The sequence below is a fragment of the [Mycobacterium] fortunisiensis genome, from assembly GCF_019050325.1.
Taxonomy (GTDB): domain Bacteria; phylum Actinomycetota; class Actinomycetes; order Mycobacteriales; family Mycobacteriaceae; genus Mycobacterium; species Mycobacterium fortunisiensis.
The window spans coordinates 322845-338742 of record NZ_VOMB01000010.1 but is presented as its reverse complement, the minus strand read 5'-3'; the positions used below and the strand labels follow the sequence as shown (position 1 = coordinate 338742).

Here is a 15898-nt window from a genome sequence, read left to right as displayed (position 1 = left end):
CTACACTGACCGGTGCTCACAGGTGAGGAATTTCAACGAGCACACCTGGGGACGTTCGATGAGCGCAATCAACCGGCTGTTGCAACACCAACAACCGGAACGCCGACTCCTCGATGCGATGGTTGTAGTCGGCGATGTGCTCGTGGTCGGCGATTACCTGCTCGGCCAGCGACAGATCAGCATCCAGCAGCGCCTGATTGGCCCGCTGCATCGCGCTGACGGCCAGCCCGCACATCTCGGCGAGTTGGTTGCACAACGCGGCCAACTCGTCGCGGAACGCCTCCCGCATCACCAATCCCTCCCGCCCGGGCGCGGCCGCCCGGGGTGGGAGTTGGATACCCGGATTCGAGCGGGCTAACCGGCCGAGTTGACCGGCTCGATGGGCAGCCGCCGCAACCCGGCGGGCGCCTCGGCCGGCACCACCGGATGCTCGGGGGCGATCGGTGCGAGCCTGCGGTAGGGCTGGTTCTGCGCGGGCCGCTGATCGTCCTGCCCCTTGTTCGGCCACAGCGACGCCGCCCGCTCGGCTTGCGCGGTGATCGACAACGACGGGTTCACCCCGAGGTTCGCCGAGATCGACGCGCCGTCCATCACATACAGCGTCGGATAGTTGTACACCCGCTGGTACGGGTCGATGACGCCATGCTCGGCGTCGGCACCGATGGCCGCCCCACCGAGAAAGTGTGCGGTCAGCGGGATGTTGAACAGCTCGCCCCAGGTGCCACCGGCCACCCCGTCGATCTTCTCGGCGATCCGGCGGGTCACCTCGTTGCCGGCAGGGATCCAGGTCGGGTTGGGTTCGCCGTGGCCCTGCTTGGAGGACATGATCCGGGCGCCCAGCGGGCCGCGCTTGGTGAACGTGGTGATCGAGTTGTCCAGATGCTGCATCACCAGCGCGATCACCGTGCGCTCGCTCCACTGCCTGGGGTTGAGCAACCGGGCCATCTGCCCGGGGTTCTCACGGACCTGCGTCACGAACTGCCGCCAGCGCGGCACATCGGTGCCCTGCGGGCCGGCGCCGTCGGTCATGAGGGTCTGCAGCAGCCCCATGGCGTTGGAGCCCTTGCCGTACCGCACCGGTTCGACATGTGTGTCGGCGGTCGGGTGAATCGACGACGTGATCGCGACGCCGTGGGTGAGATCCAGATCCGGCGCCACCGACAGTCGGCCCGCACCGACGATGGACTCGGAGTTGGTCCGGGTCAGCACGCCCAGCTTGGCCGAGAGCCGATTGAGCCTGCCGGTGTCGCGCATCTTGAACAGCAGCTTTTGGGTGTTGTAAGTCCCGGCGGCCAGGATGAGGTGCGTCGCGGTGAACGTCTTGCGGTTGCGACGCAGCTTGCTGCCGGTGCGGACCGTGCTGACTTCCCACACACCGTCGGCGCGCTGCTCGAAGCTGGTCACCGTGGTCATCGGGTGTACTTGCGCCCCAGCCGATTCCGCCAGGCCGAGGTAGTTCTTGACCAGCGTGTTCTTGGCGCCGTGCCGGCATCCGGTCATACATTCGCCGCACTCCAGGCAACCGGTGCGGGCCGGGCCGGCCCCGCCGAAGAACGGATCGGGCACCGTCTCGCCGGGGGTTTTCTCGCCGTCGAGACCGAAGAACACGCCGACCGGCGTCGGGACGAACGTGTCGCCGCAACCCATGTCGTCGGCAACCTCCTTCATCACCCGGTCGGCATCGGTGAAAGTTGGGTTGGTGACCACGCCGAGCATCCGCTGGGCCTGGTCGTAATGCGGCATCAGCTCAGCGCGCCAGTCGGTGATGTCCTTCCACTGCGGGTCGTTGAAGAACGGCGCCGGCGGCACGTACAGCGTGTTGGCGTAGTTCAGCGAGCCGCCGCCCACCCCCGCACCGGCCAGGATCATGCAGTTGCGCAGCAGATGGATGCGCTGGATGCCGTACATGCCGAACTTCGGTGCCCACAGGAACTTGCGCAGATCCCACGAGGTCTTGGCGAAATCGGCGTCGGCGAAGCGCTGGCCGGCTTCGAGTACACCGACCCGATAACCCTTCTCAGTCAGCCGCAGCGCACTCACGCTGCCGCCGAATCCGGAACCGATCACCAAGACGTCGTAGTCGGGCTTCATGTGATCAGTATGACGCTACCGACAGGTAACTTCTAGACAGGAGGCCCTAACTTGTAAAGAACCTCGATCCAGGTCAGGATCCGACCGTCAGGCCGACCTTCTGGAACTCCTTGAGGTCGCAGTACCCAGCCTTGGCCATCGACCGGCGCAGGCCACCGACCAGGTTCAACGACCCGAACGGATCGTCGGACGGTCCGGTGAGCACCTGCTCCAGGCCGGGCCGCTCGCCGAGGGCCACCTGTAGCAGCGCGCCCCGCGGCAGCGACGGGTGCGCGGCCGCGGACGGCCAGAACCAGCCGCCGCCCTGCGCTTCGTCGGCCACCGCCAGCGGCGTACCCAGCACGACGGCGTCGGCCCCACAGGCGATCGCCTTGGCCAGGTCGCCGGAGGTGTGGATGTCGCCGTCGGCCAGCACATGCACGTACCGGCCGCCGGTCTCGTCGAGATACTCGCGACGCGCGGCGGCCGCGTCGGCGATCGCGGTGGCCATCGGCACGCTGATACCGAGCACCTCGTCGCTGGTGGTCACCCCGGCCGTGGAGCCGTAACCCACGATCACGCCGGCCGCCCCGGTGCGCATCAGATGCAGCGCGGTGCGGTGATCGAGCACACCGCCGGCCACCACCGGCACGTCGAGCTCGGAGATAAAGGTTTTGAGGTTCAGCGGCTCGCCATCGGATGCGACGCGCTCGGCGGAGATGATGGTGCCCTGGATGACCAGCAGGTCGATCCCGGCAGCAACCAGCGTCGGGGTCAGCGCCTGGGCGTTCTGCGGGCTCACCCGCACCGCCGTGGTCACCCCGGCCTCGCGAATGCGGGCCACCGCCGCACCCAACAGCTCCGGATCCAGCGGCGCGGCATGCAGTTCCTGCAGCAGCCGGATCGCGGCCGAATCGTCGTCGGCGCCGGCTGCCACGTCCAAGACCTGGGCGATCTTCTCCTCGACGTCGGCGTGCCGGCCGATCAACCCTTCACCGTTGAGCACGCCGAGCCCGCCGAGCCGGCCCATCTCGATCGCGAACTCGACCGACACCAGCGCATCGGTCGGATGGGCGACCACGGGAACCTCGAAGCGGTAGGCATCGAGCTGCCAGGCCGTCGACACGTCCTGTGATGACCGGGTCCGCCGCGAAGGCACGATCGTGATGTCGTCGAGCTCATAGGTGCGGCGGGCGGTTCTGCCCATGCCGATCTCAACCATGTCGCGCATGACTGCTCTTTGTCTCCTGCCCCACCGAGTCAGCGGGTGTAGTAGTTGGGGGCCTCGACAGTCATGGTGATGTCGTGCGGGTGGCTTTCCTTCAACCCGGCCGCCGTGATCTGGACGAACTGCGCCTGCTGCAACTGCTCGATGGTGCCCGAGCCGGTGTAGCCCATGGCCGCCCGCAGACCGCCGGTGAGCTGGTGGATCACGGTGCCCAGGGGCCCGCGGAACGGCACCCGGCCCTCGATGCCCTCGGGCACGAGCTTGTCCTCGGAGAGCACGTCGTCCTGGAAGTAGCGGTCCTTGGAGTAGGACTTGCCGCCACCGCGTCCCTGCATGGCCCCCAGCGAACCCATGCCGCGGTAACTCTTGAACTGTTTGCCGTTGACGAAGATCAACTCGCCGGGCGATTCGGCGGTACCGGCCAGCAGCGACCCCAGCATGGCCGTGGACGCACCGGCGGCCAGCGCCTTGGCGATGTCGCCGGAGTACTGCAGCCCGCCGTCGGCGATCACCGGGACGCCGTAGGGCTTGCAGGCCGCGACGGCCTCCAAGATCGCGGTGATCTGCGGGGCACCGACGCCGGCGACGACACGGGTGGTGCAGATCGAGCCGGGTCCGACGCCGACCTTGACCGCATCCGCGCCGGCCTGCACCAGCGCCGAAGCTGCGGCTCGGGTGGCCACGTTGCCGCCGACCACCTCGACCCGGTCCCCCACGGTCTTCTTCAACCGCGCCACCATGTCGAGCACGCCCCGATTGTGGGCGTGGGCGGTGTCGACGATCAGCACGTCGACGCCGGCGTCGGCCAGGGTCATGGCCCGCGCCCAGGCGTCTTCCCCGACGCCGACGGCGGCCCCGACCAGCAACCGGCCGTCGCTGTCCTTGGTGGCCAGCGGGAACTGTTCGGTCTTGACGAAGTCCTTGACCGTGATCAGGCCGGTCAGCTTGCCGTGCCCGTCCACGATCGGCAGCTTCTCGATCTTGTGCCGGCGCAGCAGGCCCAGGGCGGCCTCGGCCGAGACGCCTTCCTGCGCGGTGATCAGCGGCACCTTGGTCATCACCTCGGCGACCGGCTTGTTCTCGTCGACCTCGAAGCGCATGTCGCGGTTGGTGATGATGCCAACCAGTTGCCCGCCCTCGTCCACCACCGGCAACCCGGAGATCCGGAACCGGGCGCACATGGCATCCACCTCGGCCAGGGTGTTGGTCGGCGAGCAGGTGACCGGGTCGGTGACCATGCCGGCCTCAGAGCGCTTGACGGTCTCGACCTGGGCGGCCTGTTCAGCGGCCGGAAGGTTGCGGTGCAGCACGCCCATGCCGCCGGCCCGGGCCATCGCAATGGCCATCCGGGACTCGGTGACGGTGTCCATCGCAGAGCTGACCAGCGGCACCCGCAACCGGATGTTGCGGGTCAGTTGACTGGAGGTGTCGGCAGTGGCGGGCACCACATCGGAAGCGGCCGGCAGCAGCAGGACGTCGTCAAAAGTCAGGCCGAGCATCGCGACCTTGGTGGGATCATCGCCACCGGTCGGCACCGGTACGGCGATGGGAACGCTGCTTTCAGCGATCGACATGGGTGGGGCCTCCAGTGGCAGGCGTGGGGCGTGTGACCCGATTCTATCGGCTCGCATATTGACAGTGTTGTTGCCGCTCCTTGCGCATCCGACGCGCATCCGGCAGCCGTCGCCACGCACCCAGGACGGCTGGCGCGATACCTGTACGGCTGCGTAGTGTGGGACACGTGCGTGACCATCTCCCCCCTGGTTTGCCGCCCGATCCGTTTGCCGACGATCCCTGCGATCCCTCGGCTGCGCTGGACGCGATCGAGCCGGGCCAGCCCCTGGACCCTCAGGAGCGGACGGCCGTGGAGGCGGATCTCGCCGATCTGGCGGTGTATGAAGCGCTGTTGGCGCACAAGGGAATCCGTGGCCTCGTCGTGTGCTGCGACGAGTGCCAGCAGGACCACTACCACGACTGGGACATGCTGCGGGCCAACCTGCTGCAGCTGCTCGTCGACGGCACGGTGCGGCCGCACGAGCCGGCCTACGACCCCGAGCCCGACGCTTACGTCACGTGGGACTACTGCCGCGGCTACGCCGACGCCTCGCTCAACGAGGCCACGTCGGAAACCGACGGCTACCGCTGACCGTCCACTAGCGCTCGCCCGACCCGGTCTCGCCTGACCCGGGCAACAGCGGAATCTCATCCGACGGGCCTTCGGCCTCGTCGGCTGTGGGTGCGGCCGTCGTGGCGCGCACCGGCGGCGCCGAGGGCACCGATGTCGGCTCCACCTGCGTGACCACCGTCGTGGTGGTGGTCGGCGCCTCGGCGGCAGGAGCCGGCGAGGTGGACGGCCGGGCGGTGGTCGCCGGAGCAGTCGGTGCTGACGAGGTCGCCGGAACCGTCGGCCGGGCGCTGCTCGAGGGCGACGGGGCCGTCGGCTCGGTCGTCACCGGCGATGACGTCGCCGAATGTTCCGGACCTGTGGTCTCGGGCGCCGACGACGGCGCCGGGGTGGACGGGACCACCGTCTCCGATCCCGGCACCGGCTCCTGCGGAGCGGTCGTGGGCGTCGTACCCGGGCTCGTCGGGCTCGTTGGACTCGTCGGACTCGTCGTCGGGCTCACCGGCGTCGACGTCGGAGTCTCCTCGGTGGGACTCTCGCCGGACGACGGCGTCGTCGTCACCGTCACCTCGGGCAGCACCACCGGCGGCGCGTCGGGCGGCACGGTCGCATTCGGGTCGCGGTTCTCGACCTTGACCGACAGTTGTTGCCAACGGTCGACGAGTTCCTGCTTGCGTTGTTCGTTGTCGACGGTGGCCACCGTGGTGGTGATGGTCTGCAGCTTCTCCTGGGCCTGTTCCCACTGGCCCTCGTCGATCAGTTGCTGCACCTGCCTGAGCTCGCTGGACGCCAACTCGACATGCACGTCGCGCGCGGTCTGTTGGGTCCCGAAGACCGCACCGCGCACCCCGAACAGGGCGTCGCCGGGGCCGGAACCGTACACCGCGGCACCGAAACCGCCGACGCAGAGCACCGCGGCGGCCATCGACCCCACCAGCGCCATGGGGATCCGCACCCGGCCCTGCGCGGTGGCCTTGTCGAGAGCCGCGACGGCTTCGCGCGGCGTCGCGATACCCGACATCGGCGTGCGTCGTGCGTCGTCTCGCCATCCGGCCAGCAGGACGGACAGCTCGGCCTCTTCCCGATCGGTGGCATAGACCTGCCGCTCGAGGGAGAGCGCCTCGATGAATTTCTCGGTCCGGTTGATCTCGTTGAGGGACGGATCACCACCGTTTGAGGTCCAGCGGCCGAAGTCAGGCATGGTCCGGCCTCGTCGCCATGATCTCGGTCTTGAGCCGGGCCAGGGCACGGTGCTGTGCCACGCGCACGGCGCCGGCGGTGCTGCCGACGGCCTCGGCGGTCTCCTCGGCACTCATGCCGACCACGACCCGCAGGATGAGGATCTCGCGCTGCTTCTCGGGCAGCACGGACAGCAGCCGGGCCATCCGCTGCGAAGATTCGGAGTCGAGAGCGGACTGTTCGGGCCCCGCGTCGAGGGAGAACCGCTCGGGCACTACGTCAGTGGGCTCGGCACGGTTCCGGGCTGCCGCGCGATGCGCGTCAGCAACCTTGTGCGCAGCGATGCCGTAGACAAAGGCCAGGAACGGGCGTCCCTGATCTTTGTAGCGCGGCAGCGCCGTAATGGCGGCCAAGCACACCTCCTGCGCAACGTCATCAGCTGAGAGACCACTGCGCTCGGTTGCCCCGACCCTCGCCCGGACGTACCGCACGACGATCGGCCGAATGATCTCCAGCACTTCTGAGAGCGCGTTCCGATCGCCGGCAACTGCCTCAGCAACGACAATGTCGAGACGCTCTCCCGAACTTGTCATCGTGGGCGATCTCTCCAGCGTTACGTAGCACCGACACTCTTGGCGGTATGGCCGAGCTAAACAATAACGATCGCTCGGCTGCGACCGGGCCGGTGCCGGATCAGGCTCCGGCCCACACGCCGCCTCTGCGGCGCACTGTATCCGCGCAGCGGTCGCGGATGCCGATGATTTGTGGCGCGTCGTGCGTGGCGCTGCCGATGTCGGCCAGCAGGCACGCCAAGGCCCAGCACAGCGGAATCAGCCCGGACTTCTCGCCGGCCGACAGCGCCGCGTCGGCGACCTCCCGTGCGGCGTCGAGCTCGCCGGCGCTGCACAGTGCCGCAGCCAGCACCACATCCGACTTGACCGCATGACGCGTCGAGCCGTAGTCGGCCGCCGCCGCAACACCGCGGTGGGCATGCTCGACCGCTTCGGCGCCGTGTCCGCGCGCCATCGCCAGCTCGGCGCTGACCCACGACAACCGGACCCGTGGACGCGGCGCGGCCGAGACGTCGCGGGCCCGCTCGAGAAGCCGGCCGGACAGCCCGAACCGGCCCACCCCCAGCGCGTCGGCGGCGAGCCCGACGAGGGCATCGGCGGCCGCCTCGCCGTCCTCGCCGCGGTGGGCCCAGGCCAGGCCGTCGACACCACGAGCGCGGACGTGGCCACCCAGCTGACGCAGGAAGGAGGCGCGGGTGCTGTGCGCCAGCGACACCAGGGGTCCGCTGCCTGGGCTCCGCAGCACGCCGGCGAGCTCGGTCAGCGCGCACGCGTAACGGCCCTGCCCACCCGCGGCCACCGCCCGCAGCCAGCGCTCGTGCGAGGTGGTGGCGGCGGGCAGGGGCCACCGGCCCGGGTCGGCGCCGAATGCGGCGTCGGCCAGGACCGTGGCGGCCTCGGCGGTGGCGGTCATCGGTTCGCGACGCTATCAATACCAGGGGTGTCGCGGGTACGCGGGCAACCTCGCGACGACCGGCGGCAAGAATATAAATTGCCGTGCGGCTATTCGTTAACAATTGATGGCTGCACTGTTAATGGCACGTCAACAACCACCGACCAACGTTATTCGGTCGCATTGATCACCGGCCCGGGGCAGCGGGAAAACCAAAGGCCGCGAGCAGATCTCGGAGTCACGCGCAGTGGCGAAAGCATCGCCACGATGAACGTGATGTAAATTCTCGACCTGCGGATATGTCCTTTCGCACAGCGCGAGACTATTGACGCGGTTTATTCGGTCCCCCTAGTTTGTGTGCACGAGCGGTCATCGGCGACACAAGCTCACTTCGGTTCCACCGACTCACACCCGCCCGCTTTGGCGAAATGGGCGAGCAGAGAGGGGTTTTCCATATGCCGCAGCCGCAGCAGCTTCCCGGCCCCAATGCGGATATCTGGGATTGGCAAATGCAAGGACTTTGCCGTGGAGTCGATTCGTCGATGTTTTTCCATCCGGACGGTGAACGTGGACGTGCCCGCGCCCAGCGTGAGACGCGCGCCAAGGAGATGTGCCGCAGTTGCCCGGTGATCGCGCAATGCCGTTCGCATGCGCTGGCCGTCGGTGAGCCGTACGGCATCTGGGGCGGCCTGAGCGAGTCCGAGCGCGAACTCCTGCTCAAGCGCGGTATCCGCCGCAGCGCCTGATTTTCAGCACGGCCCGAGGCCCGGTCCCCGATGCGGGGCCCGGGCCTTCGGCGTCGGGCGTCAGCCGGCGGCGAACGCCCCCAGCGACAGCACCGCGAGTACCAGGAACGTGACGGGGAAACCGATGTTGTAGAACACCCGGGCGCGGATGTGGGTGACGACGGCACCGATGAAGAAGGCGGTGAGCCCGATCGCGGCCGCCACCCCGATCGGCGGGACCGCCAGCACACCTGTCAGCAGTCCCACCGCGCCCGCCCCTTTCAGCAGGCCGAGTGTCCGAATCCAGGTGCGCGGCACACCTACCTCCGCGGAATTGGCCAGCACGAAGCGGGCCCCGGCGAGGTCGGCCACTGCCATCGCGGTGTTGGCGGCGGCGGTGATCGTGACGATCAGGACCGCGGTCACGCCGAGTTGTAGGGTCATGGCAGTCGTCTCCTGTGTGGGGTTCGTCGGATGGTGGTTCACCCTGATGACGCTCGCCGCGCACGAAAGGTGACCCATGACCGACCAACAGGCCCTGGCGACCCGGTTCGACCAGGACCGTCGACACTTGCGCGCCGTCGCCTGCCGACTGCTCGGCTCGGTGCACGACGCCGACGACGCCGTCCAGGCCACCTGGCTCAAGGTCAGCCGGCGTGGGATCGCCGACGTCGACAATCCGACCGGTTGGTTCACCACGACGGTCGCCCGGGAATGCCTCGACCGGCTCCGCGAACGCAACCGGCGAGCCGAACTACTGGGAGCCGGCGAGGTCACCCCGGCTGCCTCCGCTCCCGGCGCCGACGAGCAAGTGGCCATGGCCGAGTCCGTGGGCCGCGCGCTGCTCGTCGTGCTCGACCGGCTCTCCCCGGCCCAGCGGGTGGCGTTCGTCTTGCACGACGCCTTCGCCGTGCCCTTCGACGACATCGCCGCACTGCTGGACCGCACGCCGCAGGCCGCCAAGAAGCTGGCCAGCCGGGCCCGGGACCGGGTTCACGGCGCCGTGCCCGCCGAGCGCCCCACGAGCGAGCACCTCCAGATCGCCCGGACCTTCCTGGCCGCGTCACAACAGGGTGACCTCGCCGCGCTGCTCGAGATCCTCGATCCCGACGTGGTGCGCCGCGTCGACCGCGTGCTCGTCGGCGAACACATCCCCACCGAACTGCGGGGTGCGCGTGAGTTCGTCGAGGAGTCCAAGATGTTCGCCGCGGTCGCACGCGGTGGCGAGGTCGCGGTGCTCGACGGTTTCGCAGGCATCGTCATCGCACCGGCAGGGCAACTGAAAACCCTACTGCGTCTTGACATCCGTGACGGCCGGGTATCTCTCATCGACATCGTCGGCGACCCGGATCGGCTGGCATCGGCGGCCGTGACGTTGGCGGATTGACCCATCGGCGAACAGCTGACAGGCGTAAGAAGGAAGTCATGACCGACAACTGGAATGACAAGATCATCGCCGAGTTCCGCGCCAACGGAGGCAAGGTCGGCGGCCCGTTCGAGGGCGCGACGTTGCTCCTGCTGCACACCACCGGTGCCAAGTCCGGCAAGGAGCGCATCAACCCGGTGATGGCCTTCGACCTCGACGGGAAACTCGCCATCGTCGGCTCCTATGCCGGCGCCGACGTCGACCCGGCGTGGTTGCACAATCTGCGGGCCCATCCGGACGCCCATATCGAAATCGGCACCGACGCTTACGATGTGCACGCCCGCGAGATGCCACGGGAGGAGCGGGACGCGGCCTACCCCCGAATCGTCGAGCAGGCACCGGGATTCGGCGAATATCAGACCAAGACGGATCGGGTCATCCCGGTCATCGAACTGCAGCGCCGCTGACGGGCCGCGGCGCTCGCGACGTCATGGCGTTGCGCGCACCGTGGGCCAGAACATGTCGAACAAGCGCTCCTGCCAACCATCTTCGTTGGTGCCGGTGCGGGCGTATTCGGCGATAAAAGCGCCCACCACCGCGTCGATCAGCGTCGCGGTGTCGATGCCCTTGCGCATCGAGCCGTCATCCTTGGAGGCGTCGATCACCGCCGCCAGCGCTGCGCGCTGCTCGATGAGCAGTTTGCGAAACAGCGTGGTGAATTCGGGGTCGTCTTCGGTGAGCATCGCCGCCAGGCCCCCGAGCCCGACGCCGTCCTGAATCGTGCCGATGGCGTGGGTGATCAGCCATCGCAGCCGATCGGGCGCGTCGGCCTGCGGGTCCAGCGGCGGCGGCGAGGCAAGCCGTTGCAGAACGCCGGCCAGCATGTCCCGCCGATTCGGATGCCGACGGTAGATCGTCGTCTTGGCGATTCCCGAGTGCGCCGCGACCGCCTCGATGGTGACCGCCCGCGGGCCTCCGCTGCGCAGCAGCTGCAGCGTCGACTCCGCAATACCGTCCTCGACCCGACCCTGCTGCGCCATCAGTCCCCTGTCCGTGTACCGATCACCTCTACCGGGAATATCCCAGCTCCATTTTGCGCTACGCTATACGTAGCATCGATACGCTCCGCGTAGCGTTTCGATGATTGTCCGAGTTTTCCGAGGTGATCACATGTCCATCCGTCCCGCACACCCCAGCCGCATCCCACTCCCCGGCGTCGCATACCTGCTGCTGCTGCTCGCGTTCGTCTCGCTCGGGACCTTTGTCGCCGCCCTGGCACTCGGTAGCAAGCTGGCCATCGTGGCCGGCGTGACCCTGGTCGTGTGCCTGAGCGGCACCGTCATCAACTTCCGGGCCGGTGCGGCCAGGCTGGCAGCGGCCCGGGGACCGCAGGCCCCGGCCAACAACGTCAGCATCTTCGCCACCCCGATCCCACCGAGCCAGGTGACGCGTTACCGCGAGATGTACCGCAACGAGTCCGCCAACGCCCCCGTCACGCAGCCTCACCCGGTGTCAGCACCCCGGTCTCACGGCTCGATCAACACCTTGAGCGCTTTGCGGTCGGCCATCGCGCGGTATCCCTCGGGAGTCTCGTCGAGGCCGATGGTCCGGTCGAACACCCGGCCGGGTTCGATGGTCCCGTCCAGCACGTCGGGCATGAGTTCTTCGATGTAGGCCCGAGCCGGCGCGACGCCTCCGGTGAGGGTGACGTTGCGAAAGAATGTGCCGAAACCCATTGGGACCTGGGTGTATTGGGACACCCCGAGCCTACTGACCCGGCCGCCGGCGCGCACCGCATCCAGCGCGGTGGCCAGCGACGGCTCGGTCCCGACGCACTCGATCACCGCCTGCGTCCCGTCGCCGCCGGTCAGCTCACGGATCTTCGCGACGGCCTCCTCACCACGCTCGGGTACAACGTCGGTGGCACCGAATTCCCGCCCCAGATCGGTGCGGTCGGTGTGGCGCCCGTTCAGGATGATCTGCTCGGCACCCAACCGCTTGGCGGCCAGCACCGCACACAGTCCGACCGCACCGTCGCCGATCACGGTCACACTCGAACCCGGCTGCACGTGCGCGGTCACCACCCCGTGGTGACCGGTGCAGAACACGTCGGACAGGGTCAGCAGCGAGGCCATCAGCGCTGAATCCTCGCCCACCGGAAGCTTCACCAGCGTGCCCTGCGCCTGCGGTACGCGCACGGCCTCACCCTGGCCGGCGTCGACCCCGCGCTCACCCCAGCCCCCACCGTGACGGCAGGACGTCTGCAGCCCCTCCTGGCAGAAGTCACAGGTGTTGTCCGCCCAGACGAACGGGGCCACCACCAGGTCGCCGCGCCGCAGACCGGACACCTCGGTACCGAGTTCCTCGACGACGCCGATGAACTCGTGTCCCATGCGCCGGCCGCCGTCCTTGTGCGGCATGGACTGGTACGGCCACAGGTCACTGCCACAGATGCACGCGCGGGTGACCCGCACGATGGCGTCTGCCGGTTCCTTCAAGACCGGATCGGGCACGTTCTCCACCCGCACGTCGCCGGCCTCGTACATCACGGTTGCTCGCATGTTCGGTTTCCTCCGCTGGTGTGGTCCCTGGCCTCGAGGCTAGAGCGGCAGCGGTTGTCCGGGGCGGGAAAGCCGACCCTGGCGCCGCCGGATCAAAAGTGTCACATCAGAAGTTCAGGCCAGAGAACATGATCCGGCCCGGGTCATATTTCTGCCGGACGGCAGACAGCCGCGACAGATTGGCACCGAAGTACCGCGACGCCGGTTGATTCGCCTCAAGGTAGTTCACGTAGCCGCCGACCGAATGCGGTGCCACCGCCTGATGTGCGGTGCTGAGCCAATTGGCCGCTGCCGCTGGGGAACCCGAGGTTTCCACATACCACTGCACCAGGGCCGACTGCCTGCGCCACGGGAACGCGGTGTCCCCCGGCCCCACGGTGGCCAATGCACCGTCAAGGGCATGCATGATCACCAACGGACGGCCCGCTCCGCCGGGGAAAGCCTCGAATGCCGCGGCGATCGCCTGGGCCGTCGCCGGGGTGATCGACCCGAACACGTCGGACCCGCCGACATAACCCAGCGGTGACGGATTGAGGTTGTCGGCGGCCAGGAACTTCACCAGATCCAGGTAGTTGGATGTGCGGGTGTCCATGTTGGCCGGTTGCAGGCCCACCGCTTTGACGACAGCGGCCGCGACGCTGTCACCGGATCCGGCCGGGCAGGTCGCCAGGATGCGGCAGTGCGCGCCCTGGGGGTCGGTGATGGTGTCGGCCAAAGCCCAGCTGCTGCGGTCGGCGGTGCGCAGCCAGTTCTGCCAGCCGACCAGAACCTGCGCGAACGCCTGCAACGGAAAGTGCAGGCCGACGATATCGACGTCACTGATGGGGAAGGTGCCGAAGGTGAGCGCGGTAGTCACGCCGAAATTGCCGCCACCTCCGCCACGCAGGGCCCAGTAGAGGTCCGGGTGTTCCTGAGCCGAGGTGGTGACGGCCCCGCCGCCGGGCAGTACCACTGTGGCCGACACCAATTGGTCACTCATCAGGCCGGCGTGGCGCGATTGCGCGCCCAGCCCGCCGCCCAGCGCATGTCCGGCCGCGCCGACCGACGGGCAGGTGCCGGTGGGAATCCCCCGGCCGGCTCCGGCCAGCGTCTGGTGAATCGCATACAGGCCGGTCGCGGGCGTCACCGTGACATGCCCGGTGGTGCCGTCGTAGTGGATGTCGCCGGGCAGTTGACGCAGGTCCAGCACCATGGTGCCGGGTGCCGTCGACGCACCTACATAGGAATGCCCACCGCCGCGTGGGGCGACCTTGAGTTTGTGCGTCGCGGCAAAGGCCATCGCCTTTTGCACGTCGGACGCTGACGCGGGGGTGACGACCGCTGCGGGCGCCAACCCGTTGAAGTTGGTGTTGAAAACCTGCTTGGCCGAATCGAATTGCCCACCACTGCCGGGCAGGATGACCTGCCCGTCGATGGCGGATGACAGCGCCTCCCAGCCGGTCGGCTCGGCACTGGCACGAACGGTTCCGAACACCGCTCCGGCCGCCAGCGCCCCAGCAGCGCCACGCAGAAACACCTGACGCGAGACCCCGCGCGGCGACTCCCGCGGTTCCGTCATATCCGCATTGTGTGCCACGTGGCGACGAAAACCACCCGGCGGACGGACGTGTCGTGCCACCGATACCAAATTGATTCACACGCGCCGCGGATCCAGTCCGTAGAGCTGCACGGCTGTCGATTTGCCCCGTACCGGATGAAATCCCCTGTCGGTCAGTCCGAGTTGCCGAGAAGCCAGGGCGTCGACCGACTGCCTGGTGAGCAGGATTGGATCACCGGTGGTCTTGGTGAGCTGCTCGATGCGCGCGGCGACGTTGACCGTGTCGCCGATCAGGGTGAACTCCAGCTTGCCGCCACCACCGATGGTGCCCGCGATCACCACGCCGGTGTTGATCCCGACCCCGATCCGAAGTTCACCGTCGAATCGCTCGGCTACGAGTTGCTGAATCTGCACCGCGGTCCGCAGCGCCGCATCGGCATGGTGCGCAAGATCATTCGGGGCGCCGAAGACCGCCAGGGCGCCGTCGCCGAGAAACTTGTTCAGATGCCCGCCGGCATCGACGACCACGGGTACCACCATCTCGAACAGCGCATTGAGCCGCGCGACAGCGTCTTCGGCGGTATTGGTCTCGGCGAAGGGTGTGAAATCGCGGGGCCGCCAGCGCGGGATCGACGTACGTCCCGAACGCAGCCTGAAGTCGTTGCCGCTCAGCCAAACCCGCCTGCATCCGATTGAACGAGGCGGCCAACGCGCCCAGATCGTCGTCCTGCGTCACCGGCAGCCGTCTGCTGAAGTCACCGGCCGCAACCCGGCGGGTGCCCTCCGCGAGGTCCCTGATGGGTCGTAGCGACGGCGAAAACACGCCGACGACGGTGATCGGCACCGCGAAAAAGACGGTCATCACGCAGGCGATCACGACGAGGAGCAGCGGAACCTCAGCGGTACGGCCCAACACGGCTGCCAGCATGGCGCCCGTTCCGGCGAACGCAAATGTGATCGCGAGCATGGACACGTTCGCCCAGGCGGCAAAACTGGGACGAGAGCGGGGAAGTGCGTCACCGATCCCGGAGTCACCGGCGAGAGCCACCCTGATGGGCCGCATGGCAGTTTCGATGCAGCTGTGCACACCCGGCGTCATCGCGGCCGCCCCGAAGGCGGCACCCACCACCCCGTACTGGACCAATCGTGATTGCCCGGCCCCGACGAGCATCCCGACGAGGACCAGAAGCAGGGCGCCCATGATGGCGTTGCTCACCACCGCTCGCATCACCACCTCGCGCGCCCACGTGTAGGTGGCTTCCAGCGTTGCCTCTCGATCGGCCTGGTCGCCGGCTGCCCACCGCTCTGCACGGCGGATCCCGGCCATGGCGGGTCGGGGCCCGAATGTCGTGGTCAGCAGCGCGACAACGGCGACCGCGGCGGCCTCGAGGTAGCGGTCGGATCGTTCGAGAGCGACGACGACGAACGCCAAAAACAGGTAGATCGGCAGGGCCAGGGCGAACATGACGCCACAGAACACCCACGAATACCGCGTGGCGCAGTGATCCCACGCCCATTGCCAGATGCGGTCCATGGCGTGACAGTAGCCCTCGCAGGCGTCTTGACCTGCACTTTTCAGCGAGCTCCCGCGCCACCGTGTAACCCTGGCGACGAGCGGGCCGACATACGGTGCGGGGACCTTG

Annotated in this window: 15 protein-coding genes and 1 pseudogene; 4 read left to right on the top strand and 12 right to left on the bottom strand. The window is 68.1% G+C overall.

The window, feature by feature from the left end; all coding sequences use genetic code 11:
* Nucleotides 1-16: 16 nt before the first annotated feature.
* The 4 genes from FR943_RS08345 to guaB all read right to left on the bottom strand — a co-directional run bounded on the left by FR943_RS08345 (nt 17) and on the right by guaB (nt 4872).
* Nucleotides 17-289 (bottom strand): PhoU domain-containing protein, encoded by a 273-nt coding sequence (locus FR943_RS08345; protein ID WP_217155916.1) that lies wholly within the window; start codon nt 287-289, stop codon nt 17-19.
* A 65-nt stretch (nt 290-354) separates the two neighbouring features.
* Nucleotides 355-2091, bottom strand: a complete 1737-nt coding sequence (locus FR943_RS08340) for a GMC oxidoreductase (protein ID WP_217155915.1) — start codon at nt 2089-2091, stop codon at nt 355-357.
* A gap of 73 nt (nt 2092-2164) precedes the next feature.
* A complete protein-coding gene (locus FR943_RS08335; protein WP_218045399.1) occupies nt 2165-3301 on the bottom strand; it encodes a GuaB3 family IMP dehydrogenase-related protein in 1137 nt (378 codons plus the stop codon).
* Nucleotides 3302-3330: 29 nt separating this feature from the next.
* The gene (gene guaB, locus FR943_RS08330; RefSeq protein ID WP_217155914.1) at nt 3331-4872 is read right to left on the bottom strand and encodes an IMP dehydrogenase; all 1542 of its coding nucleotides are present in this window, start codon (nt 4870-4872) and stop codon (nt 3331-3333) included.
* Between the two features lie 167 nt (nt 4873-5039).
* Here guaB and FR943_RS08325 point away from each other — a divergent pair, with 167 nt between their 5' ends.
* Complete coding sequence (locus FR943_RS08325; protein ID WP_069404784.1) at nt 5040-5444, top strand: DUF5319 domain-containing protein; 405 nt, start codon at nt 5040-5042, stop codon at nt 5442-5444.
* A 7-nt stretch (nt 5445-5451) separates the two neighbouring features.
* On the opposite strand, the gene FR943_RS08320 is transcribed toward FR943_RS08325, so the two are convergent.
* The 3 genes from FR943_RS08320 to FR943_RS08310 all read right to left on the bottom strand — a co-directional run bounded on the left by FR943_RS08320 (nt 5452) and on the right by FR943_RS08310 (nt 8087).
* The gene (locus FR943_RS08320; protein ID WP_217155913.1) at nt 5452-6624 is read right to left on the bottom strand and encodes an anti-sigma-D factor RsdA; all 1173 of its coding nucleotides are present in this window, start codon (nt 6622-6624) and stop codon (nt 5452-5454) included.
* Nucleotides 6617-7195 (bottom strand): sigma-70 family RNA polymerase sigma factor, encoded by a 579-nt coding sequence (locus tag FR943_RS08315; protein ID WP_217155912.1) that lies wholly within the window; start codon nt 7193-7195, stop codon nt 6617-6619. The genes FR943_RS08320 and FR943_RS08315 overlap by 8 nt, the downstream gene beginning before the upstream one ends.
* Before the next feature lie 100 nt (nt 7196-7295).
* Nucleotides 7296-8087 (bottom strand): hypothetical protein, encoded by a 792-nt coding sequence (locus tag FR943_RS08310; RefSeq protein WP_217155911.1) that lies wholly within the window; start codon nt 8085-8087, stop codon nt 7296-7298.
* Nucleotides 8088-8521: 434 nt separating this feature from the next.
* Here FR943_RS08310 and FR943_RS08305 point away from each other — a divergent pair, with 434 nt between their 5' ends.
* Nucleotides 8522-8812 (top strand): WhiB family transcriptional regulator, encoded by a 291-nt coding sequence (locus tag FR943_RS08305; RefSeq protein WP_217155910.1) that lies wholly within the window; start codon nt 8522-8524, stop codon nt 8810-8812.
* Between the two features lie 60 nt (nt 8813-8872).
* Here FR943_RS08305 and FR943_RS08300 read toward each other — a convergent pair whose 3' ends face one another.
* Nucleotides 8873-9235 carry a DoxX family protein gene (locus tag FR943_RS08300; protein ID WP_217155909.1) on the bottom strand — a complete coding sequence of 121 codons (363 nt, stop codon included), beginning with the start codon at nt 9233-9235 and terminating at the stop codon, nt 8873-8875.
* A gap of 76 nt (nt 9236-9311) precedes the next feature.
* Here FR943_RS08300 and FR943_RS08295 point away from each other — a divergent pair, with 76 nt between their 5' ends.
* A complete protein-coding gene (locus FR943_RS08295; protein WP_217155908.1) occupies nt 9312-10178 on the top strand; it encodes a sigma factor in 867 nt (288 codons plus the stop codon).
* Nucleotides 10179-10216: 38 nt separating this feature from the next.
* On the top strand, nt 10217-10624 hold the full coding sequence (locus FR943_RS08290; RefSeq protein WP_217155901.1) for a nitroreductase family deazaflavin-dependent oxidoreductase: 408 nt from the start codon (nt 10217-10219) through the stop codon (nt 10622-10624).
* 21 nt (nt 10625-10645) lie between these two features.
* Here the strand turns inward: FR943_RS08290 and FR943_RS08285 are convergent, their stop codons facing one another.
* The 4 genes and pseudogenes from FR943_RS08285 to FR943_RS08270 all read right to left on the bottom strand — a co-directional run bounded on the left by FR943_RS08285 (nt 10646) and on the right by FR943_RS08270 (nt 15789).
* The gene (locus FR943_RS08285) at nt 10646-11197 is read right to left on the bottom strand and encodes a TetR/AcrR family transcriptional regulator (RefSeq protein ID WP_217155899.1); all 552 of its coding nucleotides are present in this window, start codon (nt 11195-11197) and stop codon (nt 10646-10648) included.
* A 486-nt stretch (nt 11198-11683) separates the two neighbouring features.
* Nucleotides 11684-12718, bottom strand: a complete 1035-nt coding sequence (locus FR943_RS08280) for a zinc-dependent alcohol dehydrogenase family protein (protein ID WP_217155896.1) — start codon at nt 12716-12718, stop codon at nt 11684-11686.
* Between the two features lie 106 nt (nt 12719-12824).
* Nucleotides 12825-14276, bottom strand: a complete 1452-nt coding sequence (locus FR943_RS08275) for an FAD-dependent oxidoreductase (RefSeq protein ID WP_217155894.1) — start codon at nt 14274-14276, stop codon at nt 12825-12827.
* 75 nt (nt 14277-14351) lie between these two features.
* Nucleotides 14352-15789 (bottom strand): annotated as a pseudogene (locus FR943_RS08270) (adenylate/guanylate cyclase domain-containing protein).
* Nucleotides 15790-15898: the final 109 nt, after the last annotated feature.

What these genes read in the sequence shown, in the direction of transcription:
- FR943_RS08345 (WP_217155916.1), bottom strand. Translation starts at nt 289, where the DNA reads ATGCGGGAGGCGTTCCGCGACGAGTTGGCCGCGTTGTGCAACCAACTC.
- FR943_RS08340 (WP_217155915.1), bottom strand. Translation starts at nt 2,091, where the DNA reads ATGAAGCCCGACTACGACGTCTTGGTGATCGGTTCCGGATTCGGCGGC.
- FR943_RS08335 (WP_218045399.1), bottom strand. Translation starts at nt 3,301, where the DNA reads ATGCGCGACATGGTTGAGATCGGCATGGGCAGAACCGCCCGCCGCACC.
- guaB (WP_217155914.1), bottom strand. Translation starts at nt 4,872, where the DNA reads ATGTCGATCGCTGAAAGCAGCGTTCCCATCGCCGTACCGGTGCCGACC.
- FR943_RS08320 (WP_217155913.1), bottom strand. Translation starts at nt 6,624, where the DNA reads ATGCCTGACTTCGGCCGCTGGACCTCAAACGGTGGTGATCCGTCCCTC.
- FR943_RS08315 (WP_217155912.1), bottom strand. Translation starts at nt 7,195, where the DNA reads ATGACAAGTTCGGGAGAGCGTCTCGACATTGTCGTTGCTGAGGCAGTT.
- FR943_RS08310 (WP_217155911.1), bottom strand. Translation starts at nt 8,087, where the DNA reads ATGACCGCCACCGCCGAGGCCGCCACGGTCCTGGCCGACGCCGCATTC.
- FR943_RS08305 (WP_217155910.1), top strand. Translation starts at nt 8,522, where the DNA reads ATGCCGCAGCCGCAGCAGCTTCCCGGCCCCAATGCGGATATCTGGGAT.
- FR943_RS08300 (WP_217155909.1), bottom strand. Translation starts at nt 9,235, where the DNA reads ATGACCCTACAACTCGGCGTGACCGCGGTCCTGATCGTCACGATCACC.
- FR943_RS08295 (WP_217155908.1), top strand. Translation starts at nt 9,312, where the DNA reads ATGACCGACCAACAGGCCCTGGCGACCCGGTTCGACCAGGACCGTCGA.
- FR943_RS08290 (WP_217155901.1), top strand. Translation starts at nt 10,217, where the DNA reads ATGACCGACAACTGGAATGACAAGATCATCGCCGAGTTCCGCGCCAAC.
- FR943_RS08285 (WP_217155899.1), bottom strand. Translation starts at nt 11,197, where the DNA reads ATGGCGCAGCAGGGTCGGGTCGAGGACGGTATTGCGGAGTCGACGCTG.
- FR943_RS08280 (WP_217155896.1), bottom strand. Translation starts at nt 12,718, where the DNA reads ATGCGAGCAACCGTGATGTACGAGGCCGGCGACGTGCGGGTGGAGAAC.
- FR943_RS08275 (WP_217155894.1), bottom strand. Translation starts at nt 14,276, where the DNA reads ATGACGGAACCGCGGGAGTCGCCGCGCGGGGTCTCGCGTCAGGTGTTT.